Origin of the sequence: Neobacillus pocheonensis (assembly GCF_050477905.1) — a bacterium.
Lineage (GTDB): Bacteria > Bacillota > Bacilli > Bacillales > Cytobacillaceae > Neobacillus > Neobacillus pocheonensis_A.
The window spans coordinates 53,900-77,009 of sequence record NZ_JBCNAD010000006.1 but is presented as its reverse complement, the minus strand read 5'-3'; the positions used below and the strand labels follow the sequence as shown (position 1 = coordinate 77,009).

At 40.1% G+C, this 23,110-nt stretch carries 23 protein-coding genes, 1 riboswitch and 1 other annotated feature; of the genes, 15 read left to right on the top strand and 8 right to left on the bottom strand.

The window, feature by feature from the left end; all coding sequences use genetic code 11:
- The first annotated feature begins 21 nt into the window (after nt 1–21).
- Nucleotides 22–501, top strand: a complete 480-nt coding sequence (gene ytkD / locus ABES02_RS02595) for an RNA deprotection pyrophosphohydrolase (RefSeq protein WP_430130373.1) — start codon at nt 22–24, stop codon at nt 499–501.
- Nucleotides 502–524: 23 nt separating this feature from the next.
- Here ytkD and ABES02_RS02590 read toward each other — a convergent pair whose 3' ends face one another.
- The 3 genes from ABES02_RS02590 to ABES02_RS02580 are packed head-to-tail and all read right to left on the bottom strand — an operon-like array spanning nt 525 to nt 3,139.
- Nucleotides 525–1,331: an ABC transporter permease gene (locus tag ABES02_RS02590; RefSeq protein ID WP_430130370.1), complete on the bottom strand. Its 807-nt coding sequence runs from the start codon at nt 1,329–1,331 to the stop codon at nt 525–527.
- The gene (locus ABES02_RS02585) at nt 1,312–2,088 is read right to left on the bottom strand and encodes an ABC transporter ATP-binding protein (RefSeq protein ID WP_430130368.1); all 777 of its coding nucleotides are present in this window, start codon (nt 2,086–2,088) and stop codon (nt 1,312–1,314) included. The genes ABES02_RS02590 and ABES02_RS02585 overlap by 20 nt, the downstream gene beginning before the upstream one ends.
- Before the next feature lie 22 nt (nt 2,089–2,110).
- A complete protein-coding gene (locus tag ABES02_RS02580) occupies nt 2,111–3,139 on the bottom strand; it encodes an ABC transporter substrate-binding protein (protein WP_430130365.1) in 1,029 nt (342 codons plus the stop codon).
- A gap of 109 nt (nt 3,140–3,248) precedes the next feature.
- Here ABES02_RS02580 and ABES02_RS02575 point away from each other — a divergent pair, with 109 nt between their 5' ends.
- Together ABES02_RS02575 and ABES02_RS02570 are read left to right on the top strand one after the other, a co-directional pair.
- Nucleotides 3,249–4,049 carry an alpha/beta hydrolase family protein gene (locus ABES02_RS02575; protein WP_430130362.1) on the top strand — a complete coding sequence of 267 codons (801 nt, stop codon included), beginning with the start codon at nt 3,249–3,251 and terminating at the stop codon, nt 4,047–4,049.
- A 38-nt stretch (nt 4,050–4,087) separates the two neighbouring features.
- Nucleotides 4,088–4,330, top strand: a complete 243-nt coding sequence (locus tag ABES02_RS02570; RefSeq protein WP_430130360.1) for a DUF2584 domain-containing protein — start codon at nt 4,088–4,090, stop codon at nt 4,328–4,330.
- A 79-nt stretch (nt 4,331–4,409) separates the two neighbouring features.
- Here ABES02_RS02570 and pckA read toward each other — a convergent pair whose 3' ends face one another.
- On the bottom strand, nt 4,410–5,993 hold the full coding sequence (gene pckA / locus ABES02_RS02565; protein ID WP_430130358.1) for a phosphoenolpyruvate carboxykinase (ATP): 1,584 nt from the start codon (nt 5,991–5,993) through the stop codon (nt 4,410–4,412).
- 265 nt (nt 5,994–6,258) lie between these two features.
- Nucleotides 6,259–6,386: riboswitch (SAM riboswitch) on the top strand.
- A 283-nt stretch (nt 6,387–6,669) separates the two neighbouring features.
- Here pckA and metK point away from each other — a divergent pair.
- Both metK and asnB read left to right on the top strand, forming a co-directional pair.
- Complete coding sequence (gene metK, locus ABES02_RS02560) at nt 6,670–7,869, top strand: methionine adenosyltransferase (RefSeq protein WP_430130356.1); 1,200 nt, start codon at nt 6,670–6,672, stop codon at nt 7,867–7,869.
- Nucleotides 7,870–8,103: 234 nt separating this feature from the next.
- A complete protein-coding gene (gene asnB / locus ABES02_RS02555) occupies nt 8,104–10,008 on the top strand; it encodes an asparagine synthase (glutamine-hydrolyzing) (RefSeq protein WP_430130353.1) in 1,905 nt (634 codons plus the stop codon).
- Between the two features lie 72 nt (nt 10,009–10,080).
- Here asnB and ABES02_RS02550 read toward each other — a convergent pair whose 3' ends face one another.
- Nucleotides 10,081–10,593, bottom strand: a complete 513-nt coding sequence (locus ABES02_RS02550; RefSeq protein ID WP_430130351.1) for a gamma carbonic anhydrase — start codon at nt 10,591–10,593, stop codon at nt 10,081–10,083.
- Between the two features lie 122 nt (nt 10,594–10,715).
- On the opposite strand from ABES02_RS02550, the gene ABES02_RS02545 reads away from it, so the two are divergent.
- On the top strand, nt 10,716–11,519 hold the full coding sequence (locus ABES02_RS02545; RefSeq protein WP_430130348.1) for a lysophospholipase: 804 nt from the start codon (nt 10,716–10,718) through the stop codon (nt 11,517–11,519).
- Between the two features lie 18 nt (nt 11,520–11,537).
- The gene (locus ABES02_RS02540; RefSeq protein ID WP_430130345.1) at nt 11,538–12,620 is read left to right on the top strand and encodes a tetraprenyl-beta-curcumene synthase family protein; all 1,083 of its coding nucleotides are present in this window, start codon (nt 11,538–11,540) and stop codon (nt 12,618–12,620) included.
- 22 nt (nt 12,621–12,642) lie between these two features.
- Here the strand turns inward: ABES02_RS02540 and ABES02_RS02535 are convergent, their stop codons facing one another.
- The gene (locus ABES02_RS02535; protein ID WP_430130343.1) at nt 12,643–13,215 is read right to left on the bottom strand and encodes a class I SAM-dependent methyltransferase; all 573 of its coding nucleotides are present in this window, start codon (nt 13,213–13,215) and stop codon (nt 12,643–12,645) included.
- A gap of 4 nt (nt 13,216–13,219) precedes the next feature.
- Nucleotides 13,220–14,170 (bottom strand): TIGR01212 family radical SAM protein, encoded by a 951-nt coding sequence (locus tag ABES02_RS02530; protein WP_430130341.1) that lies wholly within the window; start codon nt 14,168–14,170, stop codon nt 13,220–13,222.
- Nucleotides 14,171–14,403: 233 nt separating this feature from the next.
- Here ABES02_RS02530 and ABES02_RS02525 point away from each other — a divergent pair, with 233 nt between their 5' ends.
- The 7 genes from ABES02_RS02525 to ABES02_RS02495 all read left to right on the top strand — a co-directional run bounded on the left by ABES02_RS02525 (nt 14,404) and on the right by ABES02_RS02495 (nt 22,002).
- Complete coding sequence (locus ABES02_RS02525) at nt 14,404–14,667, top strand: YtzC family protein (protein WP_430130444.1); 264 nt, start codon at nt 14,404–14,406, stop codon at nt 14,665–14,667.
- A gap of 15 nt (nt 14,668–14,682) precedes the next feature.
- Nucleotides 14,683–14,862: a glycogen biosynthesis protein GlgD gene (locus ABES02_RS02520; RefSeq protein WP_430130338.1), complete on the top strand. Its 180-nt coding sequence runs from the start codon at nt 14,683–14,685 to the stop codon at nt 14,860–14,862.
- Nucleotides 14,863–15,307: 445 nt separating this feature from the next.
- Nucleotides 15,308–15,820 carry a NapC/NirT family cytochrome c gene (locus ABES02_RS02515; protein WP_430130336.1) on the top strand — a complete coding sequence of 171 codons (513 nt, stop codon included), beginning with the start codon at nt 15,308–15,310 and terminating at the stop codon, nt 15,818–15,820.
- Between the two features lie 2 nt (nt 15,821–15,822).
- Complete coding sequence (locus ABES02_RS02510) at nt 15,823–17,277, top strand: ammonia-forming cytochrome c nitrite reductase subunit c552 (protein WP_430130333.1); 1,455 nt, start codon at nt 15,823–15,825, stop codon at nt 17,275–17,277.
- A 237-nt stretch (nt 17,278–17,514) separates the two neighbouring features.
- On the top strand, nt 17,515–18,699 hold the full coding sequence (locus ABES02_RS02505; RefSeq protein WP_430130332.1) for an MDR family MFS transporter: 1,185 nt from the start codon (nt 17,515–17,517) through the stop codon (nt 18,697–18,699).
- A gap of 133 nt (nt 18,700–18,832) precedes the next feature.
- Nucleotides 18,833–19,055: a binding site (T-box leader), on the top strand.
- Between the two features lie 168 nt (nt 19,056–19,223).
- Nucleotides 19,224–21,641, top strand: coding sequence for a leucine--tRNA ligase (leuS, locus tag ABES02_RS02500; protein ID WP_430130329.1), 2,418 nt, complete (start codon nt 19,224–19,226; stop codon nt 21,639–21,641).
- A 55-nt stretch (nt 21,642–21,696) separates the two neighbouring features.
- Nucleotides 21,697–22,002: a rhodanese-like domain-containing protein gene (locus tag ABES02_RS02495; RefSeq protein ID WP_430130326.1), complete on the top strand. Its 306-nt coding sequence runs from the start codon at nt 21,697–21,699 to the stop codon at nt 22,000–22,002.
- 371 nt (nt 22,003–22,373) lie between these two features.
- Here ABES02_RS02495 and ABES02_RS02490 read toward each other — a convergent pair whose 3' ends face one another.
- Complete coding sequence (locus tag ABES02_RS02490) at nt 22,374–22,778, bottom strand: hypothetical protein (protein WP_430130324.1); 405 nt, start codon at nt 22,776–22,778, stop codon at nt 22,374–22,376.
- A gap of 146 nt (nt 22,779–22,924) precedes the next feature.
- Between ABES02_RS02490 and ABES02_RS02485 the strand changes: the two genes are divergently transcribed.
- The gene (locus ABES02_RS02485) at nt 22,925–23,110 is read left to right on the top strand and encodes a sporulation protein Cse60 (RefSeq protein WP_430130322.1); all 186 of its coding nucleotides are present in this window, start codon (nt 22,925–22,927) and stop codon (nt 23,108–23,110) included.

Here is a 23,110-nt window from a genome sequence, read left to right as displayed (position 1 = left end):
AATACTTGAGGCGGGCTTGGCATGATTGAATTTAACGATAGTAACGGAAAAAGCGTAAAGTTGTCTTTTGCTAAAAATGCATTTTTTGATGTAGCGAAGCATGTTTTAATCATATGCCAATTTGGGGATGCTTGGGTTTTAACGAGACATAAAAAAAGGGGTCTTGAATTTCCCGGAGGAAAAGTTGAAATAGGCGAAACGCTTGAAGATGCGGCAAGAAGAGAAACATATGAGGAAACTGGTGCCCTTCTCAATGAATTAAACTACATAGCTGAATATAAGGTATCAGATGAAAACAACTCCTTTGTAAAAGCTGTTTTTTGGGGAAAAGTAAAAGGGTTAGAAAAGACAAATACCTACCATGAAACAAATGGTCCTGTTATGGTTAAAGGAGATCTATTACAACTTCGCTTTGGGGAAAACTACAGCTTCATCATGCAAGATCAGGTCGTGGAAGAATGCATTAAACACATAGATAAGCTGCAAAATGAAAAAGAATAGTGGCAAGCGCAAAGGGCAACCCACTATTCTTTGATAAGTTTTTTTTCTAATAAATCAACAAGCTGATACATAATTGTTGCAAATACGGCGATAACCAAAAGTGATAAAAAAACAAGCGTAAAATTAAATACTTGGAATCCATATATAATCATGTAACCAAGCCCTTTAGAGGAAACGAGGAATTCACCGACAATAACACCTACCCAAGAAAGACCTACATTGACCTTTAAAGTGGATATAATTGTTGGAAAACTTGCGGGCATAATGGCTTCCTTAAAACATTGATACCGCGTTGCTCCAAAGGTTTGAAGCACCTTTAGATAGTTGGGGTCTACTTCTTTAAAGGAAGTATACACGACAAGGGCTGTGATAATAACCGAAATTATCACACCATTAGCAATGATTGAGGTATATCCAGGACTTAAGGCGACAATTAATACCGGTCCCAAAGCTACTTTAGGCATTGCATTAAAAATAACGAGGTAGGGGTCAAGTATCTTTGACACCATAGGAGACCACCAAAGAATGGCAGCGATTATGACACCAAGTAATGTGCTGATGATGAAACCAACAATAGTTTCCATTAAGGTGGCACCTAAATCAATAAATAAAGAGCCATCTTGAATTTTGTCTAGGCATAAGGTCCAAATCTTAGATGGTGAACTGAAAATTAACGGATCAATCCACTGCATCCGGCTTAAAAATTCCCAGGTCGAAAATATCAGTATGAAAATAATCAGTTGATAAAATCGGACCCATCGTTTTTCAACTTTTAAGGATTGAATATAGTTTCTATGGAGGAGTTCTACCTTATATTTTTCCTGGCTCAAGTGACTCCAACTCCTTCCATATTGTTTGAAAGATGCCTTGATAGGCTTCATGATTTCTAGCTTCAAATGGGGAAAGTCTTCTAAGCTCCGCTGGCATCTCAAACGTTTTATGAATTCTTCCGGGGTTGGCCGAAAATAAAAAGACGCGGTCACTCATAGCGATAGCTTCTCCGATATCGTGGGTAACAAGTATGGCTGTTTTGCCAAATTCATTTAACGTAAGAGAAACTAGATCCTCGAGCTTCAATTTTGTTTGATAATCTAGTGCGGAGAATGGCTCATCAAGCATCAACAGTTTTGGTTCTGTAGTAAGCGTCCGGACGAGGGCTACCCGCTGTCTCATTCCGCCAGATAATTGCTTTGGCAGATGTTTCTCCACTCCACTTAATCCAATCTGCTTTAATAGGTTGAGGGCAGATGTCTTTGAATTGTCATTGAGCTTTTGCGATAATTTGAGGCCTAATAAGATATTCTCTTCAATCGTTTTCCAAGGGAACAAATAATCCTGTTGAAGCATATAGCCTATTTCATTTCTTGAGGTAGAAACAGGTTTATTTTCTAAAAGAACAGTTCCTTGGGTTGGTTTAAGCAAGCTTGAAATAATGGAGAGCAGGGTTGTCTTTCCACAGCCACTAGGGCCGAGGAAGGAGACGAATTCTCCCTCCTCAACAGTTAGTGATATATCGGAGAGGGCCGTGGTAGCAGTGGCTTTGGTGAAATAGGTGTGATGAATATCTTGAACCTTCAAGAAACTCATGTAGCCGGCCTCCCAATCCTAATTATTTTTTCATTACTTTATTAGCAACATCGGTATTTACTAATGTTTTATGATCTACTTCTTTAGGAAGCGAACCAGCCTCTTTCATGATATTTTGAAGATTATTCCATTCCTCTTCGTCTAAAATCGGATTTGTGGCGAATGAGCCTTGGCTTTTATAGCGGTCAACGACAGTTTTCATAATCTCAAAATCTGTGTCTGGGAAAAATGGTTCTACAGCCTTAGCGATTTCCTCAGCACTATGCGTTTGCACCCATTGTTGTGCTTTGTAGACTGCTCTGGTGAATTTTTCAATTGTGGCCTTATTTTCTTTCATATAACTTTCTTTCGCCATAAAGGTTGTATATGGAACATGGCCAGATTCTTTACCGAACGAGGCTACAATATAACCTTTTCCTTCTTTTTCAAAAATGCTGGCGGTTGGCTCAAATAATTGGACATAGTCGTAATTGTCGGAAGAGACAAAGGCATTAGCAATGTTGGCAAAATCGACGTTTTGAGTTAAGTTTAGGTCTTTATGAGGGTCGATGCCATGTTTCTTTAATACGAATTCACCGACCATTTGTGGCATTCCGCCTACACGCTGACCAAGGAAGTTAGCTCCTTTTAATTGATCCCAAGTAAAATTATCATTTTTCTTTTTCGCTACCAGGAAGGTTCCGTCTGTTTGTGTTAATTGCGCAAAATTGATGACCGGGTCTTTGGAGCCTTGAGCGTATACATAAATGGATGTTTCAGACCCGACAAGGGCAACATCAGCGCCCCCAGAGATTAGGGTCGTCATCGTTTTGTCGCCGCCTGGTGTTGTTGTGATGGTGACATCAAGACCTTCATCCTTAAAGAAGCCTTTCGATGCAGCAACATATTGTGGGGCATAGAATATCGAGCGGGTAACCTCGGCAATTCTGACTTTCTCTAGTTTTTCCGGTTTAGCCGTATTGTTTTTGTCAGTGTTATTGCAAGCAGCGAGTGAAAACATCAGTATAGCAATGAGAAGAAAGGAGAAACTGAATTTTAACCATTTTTTCATGAAAGCGACCTCCTTATATACCATTTAAATCTGGGCGTATTGCCTATGATAATGTATGAAATAGAGGGGAATGTGTGAATGCCCAGAAACAATTAATTTGGAAGGAAAGATGACGAAGTTGAACCATGATGCTGGAATAATCCTAGAAATACAACGGTTCCCTTCCCCTAATCCACAGGTTGAATTGCAGGTAATCACCTATCTATCGGACGGCTTACGGGTAAAAGGGATGCTGGCAGCACCGAAAATGGAAGGGAATTATGATGGGTTTCTTTATTTACGTGGAGGAATTAAAAATGTCGGTAAGGTAAGGCCTTCCCGGATAGCCCAGTTTGCCGCAGAGGGGTTTATTGTTTTTGCTCCCTATTATCGTGGAAATCAAGGCGGTGAAGGCAATGAAGATTTTGCAGGAGATGACAGGGAGGATGCGTTCGCGGCGTTTTTGGTGTTAAAATCGTTTACGAAAGTCCGGGCTATCCATATTTTTGGTTTTTCACGCGGTGGTGTGATGGCACTTTTGACTGGAATACAGTTTCCAGAAGCAGCATCTATTGTTACGTGGGGCGGCGTTAGTGACATGGTCTTAACCTATCAGGAACGGAAGGATTTACGAAGAATGATGAAAAGGGTTATAGGCGGTACACCTGAAAAATTTCCGGAACGTTATCATGATAGGACCCCCCTTTACGCGCTTGATCACCTTGCTTCTCCAGTCCTCATTATTCATGGGGTTAAAGACCACAATGTGTCTGTTGAGCACGCTTACCGGCTGGAAAAAAGGCTTAGAGAATTAGACAAATCTGTAGATTGCTGGTACTTTGAGGAATTTACGCATTATTTTCCTCCGGTAATCAATCGAAAAGTCGTTGAAGATTTAACGAAGTGGATGAAATCCTATGGCAATAAATGATAAAATATGATTATTAAGAGCAGAGGAGCGGATTTTTGATGGGTATGCCTCTTGAATTAAATACGATGATTGTAACAAAGGGTAGAGAGAAACGCGTAGAAGAGAACTTATTTCTTTTAGAAAAAGAAGGTTTCAGACTTTATCCAATTGACATTCCTATTGATGTAAGAAAAACAATCGAAAGCGATTCAAACGGAACTGCGCTGATTAAAAAAGTAGAATGGCAAAAAAACACTACAACTATTACATATCAACTCGTTTCATTGAATTCCACGAACTAAGCGGGCAGGTTTTTACCTGCTTTTTTCTTTTTTTGAATTCGTAAAAAAGCCCTCATCAATTTGATAAGGGCTTTTCATATTAAGCGATGGGACCGCCTTTTGCTTCGATTTCAACGGCAACATTGGTAAATTTCTTAAAGTTCTCACGGAATTTACCGGCAAGCTCTTTTGCCTTTACTTCGTAATCATATGGATCAGCCCACGTTTTGTTCGGTTGAAGGACTTCATCAGGCACACCAGCAATATGAAGTGGAATGTTCAGACCAAAGATTTCATCTTTAACAGTTTCCACATGATTTAATTCACCCTCAAGGGCAGCCTGAACCATTGCACGAGTATAAGAAAGCTTCATACGGTTTCCGACGCCGTATTCTCCGCCTGTCCAGCCTGTATTTACTAAAAAGACATTCGCATTATGCTCAAGAATCTTTTCCCCAAGCATTTCCGCATAACGAGTTGCTGGGAGCGGTAAGAACGGCGCACCAAAGCAAGTAGAGAAGGTTGCTTGTGGTGAAGTGATTCCACGCTCAGTACCGGCAAGCTTGGATGTATACCCACTTAAGAAATGATACATTGCTTGTTCTTTTGTTAATTTTGAAATTGGAGGTAATACCCCAAAAGCATCTGCTGTTAAAAATACAATCGTATTTGGATGACCCGCAATGCTAGGCAGGATAATATTATCAATCGCCTGGATTGGATATGCTGCGCGTGTATTTTCAGTTAAAGTCCCATCATCATAATCCGGGATTCTTGATTCTTGATTGACTGTGACATTCTCTAACACAGTACCGAAACGGATGGCATCGAAAATTTGCGGTTCCTTTTCACGACTTAGGTTAATACATTTCGCATAACAACCGCCCTCAATATTAAAGACACCGTTTGAAGACCAGCCATGCTCATCATCGCCAATTAACTTACGATTAGGGTCAGCAGAAAGGGTTGTTTTTCCAGTTCCAGACAAACCAAAGAATAAAGCCACATCCCCTTCAAGTCCAACATTCGCTGAACAGTGCATTGAAAAAATATTGTTTTCAGGAAGTAGATAATTCATTACGGAAAAGATAGACTTTTTCATTTCACCGGCGTATTCTGTCCCACCGATTAAAACGATTCGTCGTTCAAATGAAATAATAATAAAAGTCTCAGAGCTTGTGCCATCTACTGCAGGATCTGCCTTGAAATTAGGGGCAGAAATAACGGTAAAGCCGGCTTCGTGTCCAAGCAGTTCTTCTTCCGTTGGACGAATGAACAGCTGGTGGGCAAATAAATTATGCCAAGCAAACTCATTTACCACTTGAATTGGCAGCTGAGATTTCTTATCAGCTCCAGCAAAGCCTTTGAATACAAAAAGCTCATTTTGTTTCTTTAAGTAATCTAATACCTTATAATATAGATTGGTAAATGCTTCTTCGGAAATTGATTGGTTGGAATTCCAATCGATTTTATCTTTCGTAGAACTTTCGACAACGATAAATTTATCCTGGGGAGACCGGCCTGTATACTTACCAGTTGAAACACGAACGGCACCAGTAGAAGTTAAAGTTCCTTCATTACGGCTTAGAATTTTTTCAACTAGCTGTGGAACAGATAATTGCGCTTGAACATTATTTTCTTTTAGTAATTCTTTTAATTCATTTGGAATATGAACAGAATTCATTTCATGTACCATCCTTTTAAATTAATTTTATAATGGCAATTTTTATATCGATTAGTATAACACATTTAAAACATTAGTCTATACTAATTGATGAAATAAAGTTGTATTTTATACATTATTCATGAAATGAGTAAAAAGCAATGCTAAAATGGATAAAAATTCCAAATATAACCATAATTTATTCTTTAATGATAGCGTAAGTTTTGAAAAAATTCATTGACATTGTTCGACAGTGTAGGGTATGATTTACCCTTGAACGGATACTCTCTTATCCCGAGCTGGTGGAGGGACAGGCCCTATGAAACCCAGCAACCTGCAAACGAAGAAGTAGATTGACCTTTTTCGGGCAAAGGTGCTAAACCTGAGGCAAGGCTTGACCTTGAACGATAAGAGTGAAAGGCACGCAAACATTTTGCATTCAACCTTTCCTCATGAGATGGAAGGTTTTTTTATATGCAAAAATATTTTCGTGTTACATTATCGCTTTTTCTTTATTCCATCGTGAGAATTTTTAGCCGGGTTTATTATTAAAACTATTGTTTTTTAATAAAATACCCGTGTTTATTTCATACTACTAAGGGAATGAGTTCCGTATCAACCCGAGGTTAAACGGCAAGGTATACATAGCCCCACACAGATAACCTCACTTTATTTCATTAATATAGGAGGAATTCAGATGTCAACAAAACGTCGTTTGTTCACTTCTGAATCAGTAACTGAAGGTCATCCTGATAAGATCTGTGACCAAATTTCTGATTCTATTTTAGATGCTATTTTAGCGAAGGATGCTAATGCGCGTGTTGCGGCTGAAACATCAGTAACAACAGGCTTAGTTCTAGTTGCAGGGGAAATCACAACTTCTACTTATGTAGATATTCCAAAAATTGTTCGTGAAACAGTTCGAGAAATTGGTTACACACGTGCAAAATACGGCTTTGATGCTGAAACTTGTGCGGTTTTAACTTCAATCGATGAACAGTCTCCTGATATCGCGATGGGGGTTGACCAAGCGCTTGAAGCTCGTGAAGGTTTAATGTCCGATGAGCAAATCGAAGCAATTGGTGCAGGAGACCAAGGTTTAATGTTTGGCTTTGCATGTAATGAAACAAAAGAGCTTATGCCTCTTCCAATTTCACTTGCACATAAGCTGGCACGCCGCTTAACAGAAGTTCGTAAAGAGGAACTTCTTCCTTACCTTCGTCCAGATGGTAAAACACAAGTAACAGTGGAATATGATGAGAACGATAAGCCAGTTCGCATTGATACGATTGTAATTTCTACTCAGCATCATCCTGAAGTTGCATTAGAGCAAATTCAACGCAACTTAAAAGAGTATGTTATCAATCCAGTAGTTCCACAAGAACTAATCGATGAAAACACGAAATACTTTATTAACCCAACAGGCCGTTTCGTAATCGGCGGACCACAAGGGGATGCCGGCTTAACAGGCCGCAAAATCATTGTTGATACTTACGGTGGTTATGCACGTCATGGCGGCGGTGCTTTCTCTGGTAAGGATCCAACAAAGGTTGACCGTTCTGCCGCTTATGCAGCACGTTATGTAGCAAAAAATATCGTTGCAGCAGGGCTTGCTGATAAGGTTGAAGTACAGCTTGCCTATGCAATCGGTGTGGCAAGACCAGTATCAATCTCTGTTGACACTTTTGGAACAGGGAAAGTAAGCGAAGACGTTTTGGTGGATCTAGTAAGTGCAAACTTTGACCTTCGCCCAGCTGGAATTATAAACATGTTAGAGCTTCGCCGACCAATCTATAAGCAAACAGCTGCTTATGGACACTTTGGCCGCACAGATGTTGATCTTCCATGGGAGCGCACTGATAAGGCTGAATCATTACGTGAGCAAGCAAATATCTAATTTCAAACGGGAGTTACATTTTACATGTAGCTCCTTTTTTCTTGTTTTTTTGCAATACCTCGTTATCCGGAATAAAATGTTTAAGTAGGCCGAAAGACGTGAAAAATGGTTATACTCGAATTTTCCTCTAGTTCACAGTGCGATTTTTAAAAAATAATGTTAGTATTAGAGAGTATGTTTTTTTTAGAACATCCTTGTTTAAGGATATTTAGAATGGAGTAGGTGAGGTACATAATGTGTGGTTTTATCGGTTGTGTACACGACAAAACACAGAGCTATAGTAATGAACAAAAACAACAATTTAAAAATATGAACGATATTATAACTCATCGAGGACCTGATGATGATGGGTTTTATTTCGATGACCATATTCAATTCGGCTTCCGTCGTTTGAGTATTATTGACATTGAGTCCGGGCACCAGCCGCTAACGTATGAAAATGAACGCTATTGGATCATTTTTAATGGTGAGATTTATAACTATGTTGAACTACGCGCGGAGCTTATCCAAGAAGGCTTAAAATTTGCTACGAGTTCAGATACAGAAGTTATCATTGCTCTTTACAGCCACATGAAAGAAAAGGCAGTGGAAAAGCTGCGCGGGATGTTTGCGTTTGTTATTTGGGATAAACAAGAGCAGACACTTTATGGGGCACGCGACCCATTTGGCATCAAACCTTTTTTCTATTTAGAAGACGGTGAGAGAACCTTCTTTGCTTCTGAGAAAAAGAGTATTCTTCTTGCGTTAGAAAACGATGTCCTAAATTATGATTCCTTACAGCACTATTTAACTTATCAATTTGTTCCTGAGCCTAATACCTTATCCCAAGGAATTAAAAAACTCGAGCCTGGACATTATTTTACGAAAAAAATCGGATCCAAAATGGACATGAAGCGCTACTGGAAGGCACAATTTAAGCCGGTTCAGAAATCAGAAAATGATTTCGAAAAAGAAATCCGTGATATCCTTTTCGATTCAGTTGAAAAGCATATGCGCAGCGATGTTCCAGTTGGTTCCTTCCTTTCCGGCGGAATCGATTCTTCCATTATCGCGTCAATTGCTAAACAATTTCACCCTGCGATTAAAACCTTCTCTGTAGGCTTTGAGCATAATGGCTTCAGTGAAATAGATGTAGCTAAAGAAACGGCTGAAAAGCTTGGCGTTGAAAACATCAGCTATGTAATCTCGCCACAAGAATACATGAATGAGGTTCCAAAAATTATGTGGCATATGGATGATCCGCTTGCTGACCCGGCATGTGTGCCGCTTTATTTCGTGGCCCGCGAAGCACGGAAGCACGTAACTGTGGTTCTTTCAGGTGAAGGTGCTGATGAATTATTCGGCGGGTATAATATTTACCGAGAACCTCAATCATTAGAAGTATTTAATAAAATTCCTAGAATCGGAAAAGGGCTTTTAAAAGGAATTGCGAATATAATGCCTGAAGGTACGAAGGGTAAAAGCTTTATCGAACGCGGAGTAACACCAATGGAAGAGCGATATATTGGTAATGCCAAAATGTTTACAGAAGCTGAAAAACGCGAGCTTCTTAGTGTATATCGTGAAGGATTAGACTATACAGACATTACGAAGCCGCTTTATGATGAATCGAGAGGTTATGATCCTGTGGATCGGATGCAATATATCGATATCCATACATGGATGCGCGGCGATATTTTACTGAAAGCTGATAAAATGACGATGGCACATTCGTTAGAGCTCCGTGTTCCATTCCTTGATAAGGCTGTTTTTGAGGTAGCATCAAAAATCCCTACTAGCTTAAAAACAGCGAATGGTACAACAAAGTATATTTTACGTAAAGCAGCTGAAGGGGTTGTTCCGGAGCATGTGCTTAACCGTAAAAAGCTTGGTTTCCCTGTACCAATTCGCCACTGGCTAAAGAATGAGATGAACGATTGGGCAAAAAATATTATCCGTGAGAGTAATACGGAACACTTAATCAATAAACAGTATGTTTTAAGATTGCTTGAGGACCATTGTCAAGGAAAAGCTGACAACAGTCGGAAAATTTGGACGGTACTCATGTTTATGGTTTGGCATCAAGTGTATGTTGAAGACGTTTATTCTTTTCAACGTGACTATGCAGCTGCCAAAGCACTCGAAACGATGAAAAATTAACATAAAAAATGCACCCGAAAATATATTTGGGTGCATTTTTTCATGTCTAGCTCCAGCGCTGGAGCTTTTCTATTAAGATTGTAAGGACTTATAATATTGGGCTTTTTCCGCATATTCTCTAGTGATTCTTTCCATATCTTCTATGTCCTCGGCTGTTAATTCTCTAATAACTTTAGCAGGTCTGCCGAATGCTAATGTATTAGGGGGAATTTTTTTTCCCTGCGGAACAAGGCTTCCAGCTCCAATAAAAGCTCCTTCACCAATTTCAGCTTGGTCCAGAACGATGGACCCCATTCCGATTAAGGCACGTTTTCTGATAATACAGCTGTGAAGAATTACTTGATGTCCAATTGTAACTTCATCCTCTAAAATTAGCGGGTTGTTTGGACTTTGGTGTAAGATAGAATTATCTTGTATATTTACTTTATTGCCGATTTTTGTTGGTGCGACGTCGCCTCTAATGACGGAATTGAACCAAACGCTGGATTCTTCACCAATCTCCACATCGCCGGTAATGGTGACATAATCAGCGATAAAGGCGGACTCGGCAATTAACGGGTACTTATCTTTAAAGGGATAAATCATACTATTAGCTCCTTTTTTGATGATAATCCTATTGTAGCGAAGTTTGGGAGCCTTTTTCAAAAAGTTTAATGTGTTAAAATATTTTTTATGATTTTTAACTTTTTCTAGGGGGATAAAAAGATATGTGGAAATGGGAAGCAGAAGGGGATGCGAAAGCCGTCATTGTAATGGTCCATGGGGCAATGGAGCATCATCGCAGGTATGGGTGGCTGATTGAAATGTGGCGTTCATCAGGCTTTCATGTCATAATGTCTGACCTTCCCGGGCAAGGGATGACAACGAGAGCGAACCGTGGCCATATTGATTCATTTGATGATTACATATATGAAGTAAAGGATTGGGTTCAGGCAGCTTACCGTTATAATTTACCTGTTTTTTTACTGGGGCATAGTATGGGCGGATTGATTTCGATTCGGCTTTTGCAAGAAGAAAGACTGAATATTGCTGGCGTTATTCTCTCTTCACCTTGTTTAGGACTTGTGAATAAACCATCTAAATTTTTAGAGATTGTCTCCCATGGTTTAAATGCTGTCTTTCCATCTTTAAGGATCAATTCCGGTTTGACTGTTCAAATGGCGACAAGAAACGATGATGTCCGGGAAGCAGATTCAAATGATACGCTTTATGTGACAAAGGTTTCCATTAGATGGTATCGTGAATTGGTTGATGCCATCAAGGAGGCATTCCTAAAGCTTGAAACGACACAAGATGTCCCCATGCTTCTTATGCAGGGAGGGGATGACAAAATTGTTAATAAAGGCGCCGTTAAGGAATGGTTTAACCATGTTCCACTATCGGAAAAGAGATTTAAGGAATGGCCGAAGTGCTACCATGAAATTTTTAATGAACCTGAGCGGGAAGAAATTTTTGAATATGCGAAGGATTTTGTTATCAGTCAGTTAAAAGCCATTGGCTATATTGTCTAGAAAGGTTGTGCGTTTTCCATGATGCCAGTTACCCTTATGTCCAGGGTCTATCGCAAAATACTTCCAGCAGTACATGCAGAATTGGCTTATTGGAAAAGCCGTGCTGAAAAAATACCCAATCCGGAACTAAAAATGCAGGCTCTTGCCAGTATTGAACATAAAACCTTCCATTGTGAGGGAGGGAGTATCCTGGCTCTTACTGCAGTCGGGCAGTATAAAAAAGCAATTAAGTTTATCGTTGCCTATCAAACGATTAGTGACTATCTTGATAATCTTTGTGACCGAAGCACCTCACTTGATCCTGAGGATTTTGCGGCCCTTCATGAATCCATGATCGATGCACTTGTATTAGACACTGAGGAGAAAAATTATTACCGCCTTCGTGAGGATCAAGATGATGATAACTATTTAAAAGATTTATCGGCAACTTGTCGAGCCGTTTTAAGGGATCTTCCACACTATGATTTAATCAAGGATTATCTACTCGAGCTGTGCCAATATTATTGTGATTTGCAAATTCATAAGCATGTTAAAAAAGAAGAGCGTGTGCCGCGTCTGGAAGAATGGTTTCATCATTATCAACATCGCTTACCAGAGATGGAATGGTATGAATTCTCGGCTTGCTCCGGTTCGACTTTAGGAATATTTTGTTTGATTTCTTACGCCATGCGGGAGGATTTTCAGGCTAGTGATGCTGAAAATATTCGAAAGGGTTATTTTCCCTATATTCAGGGTTTGCATATCCTCTTGGACTATTTCATCGATCAAGAGGAGGATATTGCCGGTGGCGATTTGAATTTTTGTTTTTATTATGAAAATGAAGAAAAGCTCTTCAAGCGGTTACAGCATTTTGTCGTGGAGGCTGACAAGCATACGGAATTTCTTCCGCATAAGAAATTCCATCAACTCATCAACCGCGGCCTCTTGGGAATTTACTTATCGGATGCTAAGGTACGAAAACAGAAAAATGTACGTAAGCTGGCAAAAGGTATTATTAAATCCGGAGGATGGATTAGTTATTTCTTTTATATTAATGGCCTTGCCTATCGTTCGTTTCAAAAATCAGTACCATCCTTTGTGACAAGGCTAATGATAAAATAAAAAACCAGGCGCGGCCTGGTTTTTATCTTTTTTCTATCGCAACGATAAAAGGTGGATTATTTTGTTGATTGATGAATTGGTACTGAAGGACATGAGCTATTTTTTGATCCAATTGTTGGCAGTGCTGAAGCAGAGAATCCCGTTCAACAGCTCCTTCTTCATGCCCATGATAGATAACAAGAACGATGATTCCTTCAGGTGCCATAATTGACAACAACTGCTTGATGGCAGCAATCGTTGTGTCAGACCGGGTCACAATTGTTTTATCACTGCCAGGAAGGTAACCTAGGTTAAAAATGGCTCCCGTTATTTTCCCATGACAAGTTGTTGGCACTCTATTCGAAAGCTCCTCATGCCCTTCGTGAAAAAGTGTAACACGCTGTAACACACCATGCTGACTCAGACGTTCCTTACTCGTTTCAATGGCTTCCGCCTGAACATCAAAACCGTATACTTTACCGGATTCGCCTACTAATTCAGCTAGAAACAGTGCATCATGCCCATTTCCTAAAGTGGCATCCACTACGACATCGCCAGGTTGAACAGCCTTTTTTATTAAGCTTTTTGCAAACGGAAGAATTCGCTCCATTTTCATCGGTTTAAACTCCTTGAAAAAATTTACCCTGCCAGCTCCCTCTTCGCTTTAGTTCCGCATCAATGGAATTTAGCACTTCCCATTTATTTACGCTCCACATTGGCCCGACCATTAAGTCAATTGGTCCATCACCTGTAATTCGATGGACAATCATTTCCGGAGGTAGAATTTCCAGTTGGTCGCATACTAGGTTGACATAGTCATCTTGTGAAAGGAACTCAAGCATACCCTTTTCATATTGCTTTACCAATGGCGTCCCCTTTAAAAGGTGGAGTAAGTGAATTTTAATCCCTTGCACATCCAACTTGGCGACTTCTCGTGCTGTTTCCATCATCATGTCATACGTTTCAAGCGGCAGCCCATTAATTAAATGCGAACAAATACGGATTCCATGCTTTCTTAGTTTATTAACTCCCTCAACATAACATTGAAAGTCATGAGCACGGTTGATTAGTAACGCCGTCCGTTCATGTACTGTTTGCAGGCCAAGTTCCACCCATAAATAAGTACGTTGGTTTAATTCAGCTAAATATTCGACTACATCATCAGGAAGACAGTCGGGCCTGGTAGCGATCGACAGTCCTACTACATCTTCTTGGTTCAAAACAGTCTCAAACTTTTCCCTTAATACTTCAACTGGGGCGTGGGTATTTGTGTAGGCTTGGAAGTAGGCCATATATTTGCCATCCTTCCATTTTGTATGCATTTTTTCTTTGATTTCGTTGAATTGAGTTGCTAAGGATTCTGTACGGTTTCCTGCGAAATCCCCGGAGCCTGCGGCACTGCAGAAGGTACAGCCGCCATGGGCTACCGTACCGTCACGATTAGGGCAGTCAAATCCGCCATCCAACGCCACTTTAAACACCTTATGGCCAAATTGATTTCGAAGGTGATAATTCCATGTATGATAACGTTTATTATCAGCTGCATATAGAAAAGGTTTGGTCTGAAGCATCAGAAAACCTCCTTTTTTTAATAAAAGACTGCGTAATTTCGATTTTAACATGAAGCGAATAGCTAATCCATTGCAATTATCACACGTAGATTCCCAATATTTATCATTTCGTTCCTGTCATAGGAAAGTGAAGGGTGAACACAATAAGAAATGAAGCAGTGCGCTTCATCGAAAAGCGGAAGCGCCTAGGCGCTGCTGCTAGACGACAGGTAAAAATGAAGGGGGTTCTATTGATGGCTACTCGTGAATCCATGGAAACTTTAATGCAGCAATGTGAGGATGCTATTCGATATTCTCAGGATCAGTACAAGGATAGCAGCCTTCAAGAGCATTATAATAACGATGATTACACAAAAGCATTACAAACGCTTGAAGAAACCTATCAGGATATTTGTACAATGGCTCACAGTGCGAATTCACAGCAGCGCGAGCAGCTTCACAGAATGAGACTCCAAATTCAACAGCTGCAAAACAATATGATTTTACAAGGGCATTAAGAGGAGGAGAACCTTTTGAAAAAACGCTCAAAGCAGCAAAACCCCGAACAAAAAACACGGAATGGCATCAATAATCAAGATCTTGAACTCGGACAGGATTTCGATCTTGTGAAGCAGTCTAAAAAGCAATATGAAAAATCCGGCGGCCAACCAGTAAAATCGAAAATGCACCAAGAGAAAGATCAATCATCATAATAAAAAAGCAAGATCCCTCAAAAAAATTTTTTTTGAGGGATCTTTTTCTCTCTTCCATTTATTTAAATAAGTGCTAAAAATCACTTATTGAATCAATTTCTCATCAAAAACACCTTTTAAATAGGATAAAATCTTGTTCACACTTTAGAAACAACTCAAATTTAATGTGTGACGTACGTCACAGATTGACACTTTTTTTCATGGTTTAAATAAGGTATTGGATTACAAAATTTAAATCCAAAACTCCACTTTTTGCTAGATATACTATTCGTTTCTAGCACCTTTTTTTCAGAATTCATGTGAAGTCGTTTACAACAATTCCGTAAATACATAAAAGCCTAGTAAAAAAAATTCTGCTTTGCAAGTGATGTCACATAGGGATTAAGGTACAAATGTACTTTAACTATAAAAAAAGAGAGAGAAAGATTTTATGGGAGGTGAAGAGATGTTTAAGAAACTGATCAAAATGGACAAAAAGCTTTTGATTGTCCTGGCTTTGTTGGGAGGAGTATTTTTATCGCTGGCAACCGTCAAAACAATGGCCTACACAGATTCACCGGGCTTTTGTCAAAACTGCCACACGATGCAATCGGTCTATACTTCGTTTATGGACTCGACTCACGCGAAATTGTCCTGTAATGACTGCCATCTTCCTCACGAGAATATAGCGAAAAAGCTATTTTTCAAAGGAAGAGCAGGGATGACACATGTGTACTACAACTCATTAGGAACAAAGGATATACCTGATGTTATCCATGCAACTGACCGCACAACGAAAGTCATTAACGAAAACTGTATCTCCTGCCACAAAAGTACAATTACCAATGTCTCACATGATGCAAAGGATAGTTGTGTATCCTGCCACAAAACTGTACCGCATGGGAAAGGCTTTAAAGACGATCATTATAAAGAGCCACCTAAATCAGGAGAGTTATTAGAGAAAAAGGGAGGATTTTAAAAATGGGAAGGTTAAGATATGGGGCATATCTTCTCCTGCTGGCATTGGTTTTGATTATTACCGGATGTGGACATGATTCCAGTGAGAAAACAGCCGCTGCAGCAGGTCAAAAGACAACAGGCCTATCTGATGACGAAATTAGCAATGAAGCGTTTAAAAAATTATTCCCGCTTCAGTATAACAGCTATAAGAAAAATGAAAAAATGGAAGACACTACCTATGGAGGTTCTTTAAAAGTCAGCAAATATGGAGCAGATAAAGAGCCGCTGTTGCCAATCCTTTTCAACGGCTATGGGTTTGCGACGGAGTACAATGAAGAACGCGGCCATACTTATGCGCTCGAAGATATTCGCAGTATTAAACGGATTACCGATAAATCTGTGGGTTCTTGTTACACATGTAAATCTACCGCCGTGCCAAAAATGATTGAAGAAATGGGTGACCACTATTGGGGAGCAAATTTTAACAAAGAAATTTGGCCAAAAGGGGAAGCCATGGGCCATTCGCCAATTGGCTGTTCTGACTGCCATGATCCGAAAACAATGGATTTACGGGTAACACGGCCAAGCTTCTTTAAAGCACTAAAAGCACAAGGTGTGGACGTTTCCAATCCAACGAAGAATGAAATGCGCAGCTATGTTTGCGGTCAGTGCCATGTTGAGTATTATTTTTCTGCTAAAAACAGCGAAGTTACATTCCCTTGGACAAAAGGCTTCAAGCCAGAAGATATGTATGAATACTACAATACGATTGCCAAACAAAATGGTTTTGAAAAAGACTGGATTAGCAATATTTCCGGAACACCAATGCTAAAATCGCAGCACCCAGAATATGAAACCCATATGTCAGGTACGCATGGTAAAGCGGACGTTTCTTGCGCCGATTGTCATATGCCATATGAGCGTGTCGATGGAAAAAGAAAAATCACCTCACACTGGTGGACTTCACCTCTTAAGACCATGCAAACTTCTTGCGGACAGTGCCATGGTGACCGCGATTTAGATAAACTAAAAGATCGTGTCCTAGAAATTCAAGAAGCAAACGTAAGTGCGTTACATGATGCACAAAACGTATCAACGACTTCACACTACTATGTAAACAAAATGATTACGTCTGGTGTAAGTAAAGATAAAATTAAGCAAGTACAGGAATATGTACGTCAGGGCCAATGGTATTGGGATATCGTTGCCGCAGAAAACTCTGCAGGCTTCCACAACCCACAAGGATCGATGGATTCGCTAAGGATTTCCATTGAGCAATCCAACAAAGCCATCCGCCTAGCAACAGAAGAGTTAGTGAAAAAAGGCGTCAATATGGAAGAGCTTGATAAGGAAATTGATAAAGTGAAAAAAGCAGTCTTAGATGAAAAAGTGAATGAAAAGAAAAAGGACAAGGCTGTAAATGCCTATTTCCCAGCGCAGGCTCCAGTAGTACCGGCAACACCAGTAAAAAAATAGACCCTTTCCATTGATGTTCTTATTCGTCCCGCCAAGAAGGAATAAGAAGTTTGGGAAAGAGCCTGAGAATAAAATGAGTTTCGAAAACACTGTTTCTTTTGTAGAGACAGTGTTTTCTTGTATTATTTTGTCAAAATATTGGCAAGGTGTCAACGGAGAAAAAGATTGCACTCAGTCAGGAAAACATCTAAAATTACCTAGGGTGTCGAAATATTTTATTACAAAGGAGCGTTTTTCATGCCACGTGCCTTATGGCTCTTAATTATCGGGATGGCAGTGAATGTAATCGGCTCTTCTTTTTTATGGCCTTTAAACACTATCTATATTCACGATCATTTAGGAAAATCTTTATCGGTTGCAGGCATTGTTCTGATGCTAAATGCAGGAGCAAACGTAATCGGAAATTTATACGGCGGTCATTTATTTGATAAAATCGGCGGCTATAAATCTGTTCTTCTAGGTATCTCCATTTCACTCACAGCCCTTATCGGATTAACCTTCTGGCATGGTTGGCCAGAGTATGTTATTTTTCTTACGATAGTTGGCATTGGAACAGGAATCATTTTTCCATCGATGTATGCAATGGCAGGATCGGTTTGGAAGGAAGGCGGGAGAAAGGCATTTAATGCTCTTTATGTCGCACAAAACCTGGGTGTAGCAGTGGGAGCTGCACTTGGAGGATTGGTGGCAGATTACTCGTTTCAACTGATCTTCCTTGCCAATATGATCATGTATGTCATCTTCATGCTTATTGCCGTTTTCGGCTATAAAGGAATATTAATTGATTCGACAAAGCAGGAAAATAACGGAGAATCAGCAAAGGGTGTTAAAGTAAAAGCCAACCTACAAGCATTACTAATTCTATGTTTAGGCTATTTACTTTGCTGGGTAGCGTATGTCCAGTGGACGACGACGATCGCCTCATATACGCAGGAAATCAACATTTCGCTCACACAATATAGCTTTTTATGGACCATTAATGGAGCAATTATCGTACTAGGCCAGCCGCTTTTAAATGGAGTACTGAAATATCTCTCTTCTTCATTAAAGCTGCAAATCCTTATTGGTATTGGCATTTTCATTGTGTCATTTATTGTTGCAGGCAATGCCAGCGCCTTTCCAGGGTTTCTCGTTGCGATGATTATCTTAACAATTGGTGAAATGTTCATCTGGCCTGCTGTTCCGACAGTCGCATTCAGTCTAGCACCGAAGGGCCGAGAGGGCTTTTACCAAGGAATCGTCAACAGCACCGCAACCGGAGGAAGAATGATTGGACCTCTCTTGGGAGGAATGCTAGTAGATTTATATAGTATGTCTGCATTATTTACCGTATTAATTGCTTTATTCTTAATTTCCATCGTAACAACACTTCTATACGATCGTAGCATAAGGGTGACAGGCACCGTCCGTGGACAAATTTAGTGTTTTGTCCACGTGGGGTGGAGGGTGAAACTTAGGTTTAAAGCAACATGTAATTGTCAATCATGAAAATAGGCAGCTGGGTTACTTGCATATTGTTGGGAAATTTAATACAATAACCGTAATACTTTATATTGAAAAAACAGTGACTAGGAGTAGTAATGATCCATATCCGAACTAGAGAGTTGACGGCTGGTGAAAGTCAACCGGATACATCATGAACTCGCCTATGAGTTGCAAGCATGAATTTAAAGTAATGTTTGCCGTTTACCGCGTTAAGGAGAATGAAGCGAGTGTTTTATAACACTAATGTGGGTGGTACCGCGGGAAGATACATACACAATCCTCTCGTCCCTTTTTGGGATGAGAGGTTTTTTTATTTTTTTTATCTAGCTACAGCGCCTAGCCCCTCTTTGGTCTAAGCCAATCCGTCGAAAAGGTTAAAAAGCAACCTTTCCGCCGGCTCGACTTATGCTTGTCGGGGCTGGTTAAGGCGCTTCCGCTTTTATTTTAAGGAGGAACAGAGTATGAGTTTCGATCATCAACAAATCGAAAAAAAGTGGCAAAAGAAATGGGAAGAAGAAAAAACATTTAAAACAAGCGAAGAATATGATAAACGAAAATTCTACGCTTTAGATATGTTTCCATATCCATCAGGGGCCGGGCTCCATGTAGGACACCCTGAGGGCTACACAGCAACCGATATCCTTTCACGCATGAAGCGGATGCAGGGATATAACGTTCTTCATCCAATGGGATGGGACGCATTCGGACTACCGGCAGAACAATATGCTTTAGATACTGGTAACGACCCGGCAGAATTCACCGAGAAGAATATCAATACCTTCCGCAGACAAATCAAAGCATTAGGTTTCTCATACGATTGGGACCGTGAAGTAAATACAACCGATCCTGAATACTATAAGTGGACGCAATGGATTTTCTTAAAGCTTTGGGAAAAAGGCCTCGCCTATATCGATGAAGTAGCCGTGAACTGGTGCCCAGCACTTGGAACCGTACTTGCAAATGAAGAGGTTATCGATGGTAAGAGCGAACGCGGGGGACATCCAGTTGAACGCCGCCCAATGAAGCAATGGATGCTAAAAATTACTGCATACGGCGATCGGTTGCTTGAAGATTTAGAAGAGCTTGATTGGCCAGAAAGCTTAAAAGAAATGCAGCGCAATTGGATTGGCCGTTCAGAAGGAGCCGAAGTAACTTTTGCCATTGATGGTCATGACGAAACCTTCACAGTGTTCACAACTCGCCCGGATACATTATTCGGTGCCACCTACGCAGTATTGGCTCCAGAGCATGCATTTGTTGATACCATTACAACTGTGGAGCAGCGCGCGGCCGTTGATGCTTATTTAGATAAGGTTAAAATGAAAAGCGATTTAGAGCGTACCGACCTTGCTAAAGAAAAAACAGGTGTGTTTACTGGTGCGTATGCTATCAATCCGGCAAATGGGGAAAAAATGCCTATCTGGATTGCTGATTATGTCCTTGTCAGCTATGGAACAGGTGCCATTATGGCTGTCCCGGCTCACGATGAGCGCGACTATGAATTTGCCTCAGAATTCGGTCTGCCAATTAAAGCTGTTGTTGCTGGCGGAGATATCGAAAAAGAAGCCTATACCGGTGATGGCGAACATATTAATTCCGATTTCTTAAATGGTTTAAATAAAGAAGAAGCGATTTCAAAAATGATTTCTTGGTTAGAGGAAAAAGGCATCGGTACCAAAAAGGTAACCTTCCGTTTACGTGATTGGTTATTTAGCCGTCAGCGTTACTGGGGCGAGCCGATTCCAATCATCCATTGGGAAGATGGCACAAGCTCGGCTGTACCGGAAGACCAGCTTCCATTAACCTTACCAAAAACGAAGGATATCAAACCATCTGGCACAGGTGAATCACCACTTGCCAATATATCCGATTGGGTAAATGTTGTCGATCCAAAAACAGGCAAAAAAGGCCGCCGTGAAACGAATACCATGCCGCAATGGGCAGGCAGTTGCTGGTATTATTTACGCTATATTGATCCAAAAAATGATCAGGCACTTGCATCACAAGAAAAATTAAATCATTGGCTGCCAGTCGATATTTATATTGGTGGTGCTGAGCATGCGGTGCTTCATTTGCTATATGCACGCTTCTGGCATAAATTCTTATATGATATCGGTGTGGTACCGACAAAAGAACCATTCCAAAAGCTGTTCAACCAAGGAATGATTTTAGGCGAAGGCAATGAAAAGATGAGTAAGTCAAAAGGGAATGTAGTAAATCCTGATGATATTATTGACAGCCATGGAGCTGATACGCTACGCCTGTATGAAATGTTTATGGGACCGCTTGATGCATCGATTGCTTGGTCGACAAATGGTCTGGATGGTTCACGCCGCTTCCTTGATCGAATTTGGAGATTGTTTGTTGAGGAAAACGGCGAATTAAGTCCGAAAATCCAGCCAAATGATGAAGATCCAAATCTAGATAAGGTCTACCACCAAACGGTGAAAAAGGTTACCGAGGATTATGAAGGCTTGAGATTCAATACCGCTATTTCTCAAATGATGGTATTCATTAACGAAGCTTATAAAGCAACAGTATTACCTAAGCATTACGTTGACGGATTTGTTAAAATGCTTGCACCTGTTAGTCCGCATATCGCTGAAGAGCTTTGGGAAAAGCTTGGACATAGTGAGACGATTTCTTACGAAGCATGGCCTGCATATGATGAAGCAAAGCTTGTGGATGAGGAAGTCGAAATTGTTATCCAAGTAAACGGTAAGGTAAAAACGAAGCTTATGGTACCAACTGATGCCAGCAAAGAGGCATTAGAAGGAATCGCGATGGAAGATGACCGCGTCAAGGAACAAATCGAAGGCAAAACCGTGCGCAAAGTGATTACCGTTCCGGGTAAACTAGTTAATATTGTAGCAAACTAACAAAATAGAACATCCTCCTCTAGTAGGAGGACGTTTTTCCGAAAGGATGAGTGGGATGGAAGAAATTCAAACAATTACACCAGAAGAACTGCAAAAGAAGCTCGAGGCGGGGGAAAAACTTGAGCTAGTAGATGTTAGGGAAGATGAAGAAGTTGCTGGAGGGATGATTCCAGGGGCAAAACATATTCGCATGGGTGACATTCCAGCTAACCTCGATTATTTTGACAAAGATAAAGAATATATCTTTATCTGCCGTTCAAGCGGCCGCAGCGGAAATGTTTGCCATTACCTGCAGGATCAGGGCTATAAAGTCCGCAACATGGTTGGCGGAATGCTAAACTGGACGGGTGAAACAAAATAACCAAAAAGTCACCATCAATTGTAAAATCAAATTTCTTCTTGCGGAGTTTGGTCCCATAGATGCTTCTATGGGACAGTTTTTTGTTTATCTAGTTGAAATTGTCTCATAGAGGGTTTCTATGAGACAGTTTTTTGTTTATCTAGTTGAAATTGTCTCATAGAGGGTTTCTATGAGACAGTTTTTCGGTTTTACTAGTTGAAATTGTCCCATAGAGGGTTTCTATGAGACAGTTTTTCGGTTTTACTAGTTGAATTTGTCCTATAGACTGCTTCTATGAGACAGTTTTTTGTTTTACTAGTTGAAATTGTCCCATAGACCGTTTCAATGGGTCAGATTCCCAGCTTTCACAGTTGAACTTATCCCATTGTACATCAGGTTCCACCTGTTGTTGTATCAAATCCTCCATGATGTCCAAATCCATGGCCGCCGCTATTTGAGAATTGATCCTGCCCATTGCTATTGCTGAATTGATCATTATTACTACTGCCATTATCAACAGAGCCTTGATCGTTTTGATTGAACTGACTATCTCCTCCCCATGAACCATCATTGCCGCTAGAATTATCAAAGCCTTGATCAGGTCCCTGCATGTTCCCGTTATTAAAATTATCCTGTGCCTGCTGATTAGTATTATTATTTGAAGTTTGTCCGCGATTGAATGTTACTTGGTTATTCGATGTATTTCCATTGGATAAACCTAGATAAGAAACCATTCCAGCAACTAATGCCAAGCTGCCAAAGCTGACTCCCCAAGAGATTTTTTGTTTTTTATCCATAATTAATGCTCCTTTCATACTAAAATCATCTTTCTTAAAAGTAATTTACAAGCTCAAACTTAAAATAAACTTAACTTTTTCAAGAGATTTATTTTAAAAATTCAGAAAAATGGCGATAATGGTAGAAAAAAGAAAGGGAGAGTACCGTGATACAGGTCAAATTGTTTGATAGGGAGCACGAAAAAGACCTAGAAAAGGAAATGAATCATTTCTTAAGAGGGTTGGATGAAAAGAGTCTATTAGATATTAAATATAATGTGGCAGCGATGACGGAAGATGAAGAAGAAGAACAAATTTATTGCTTTTCAGCTATGATCATATTCAAGGCCTGA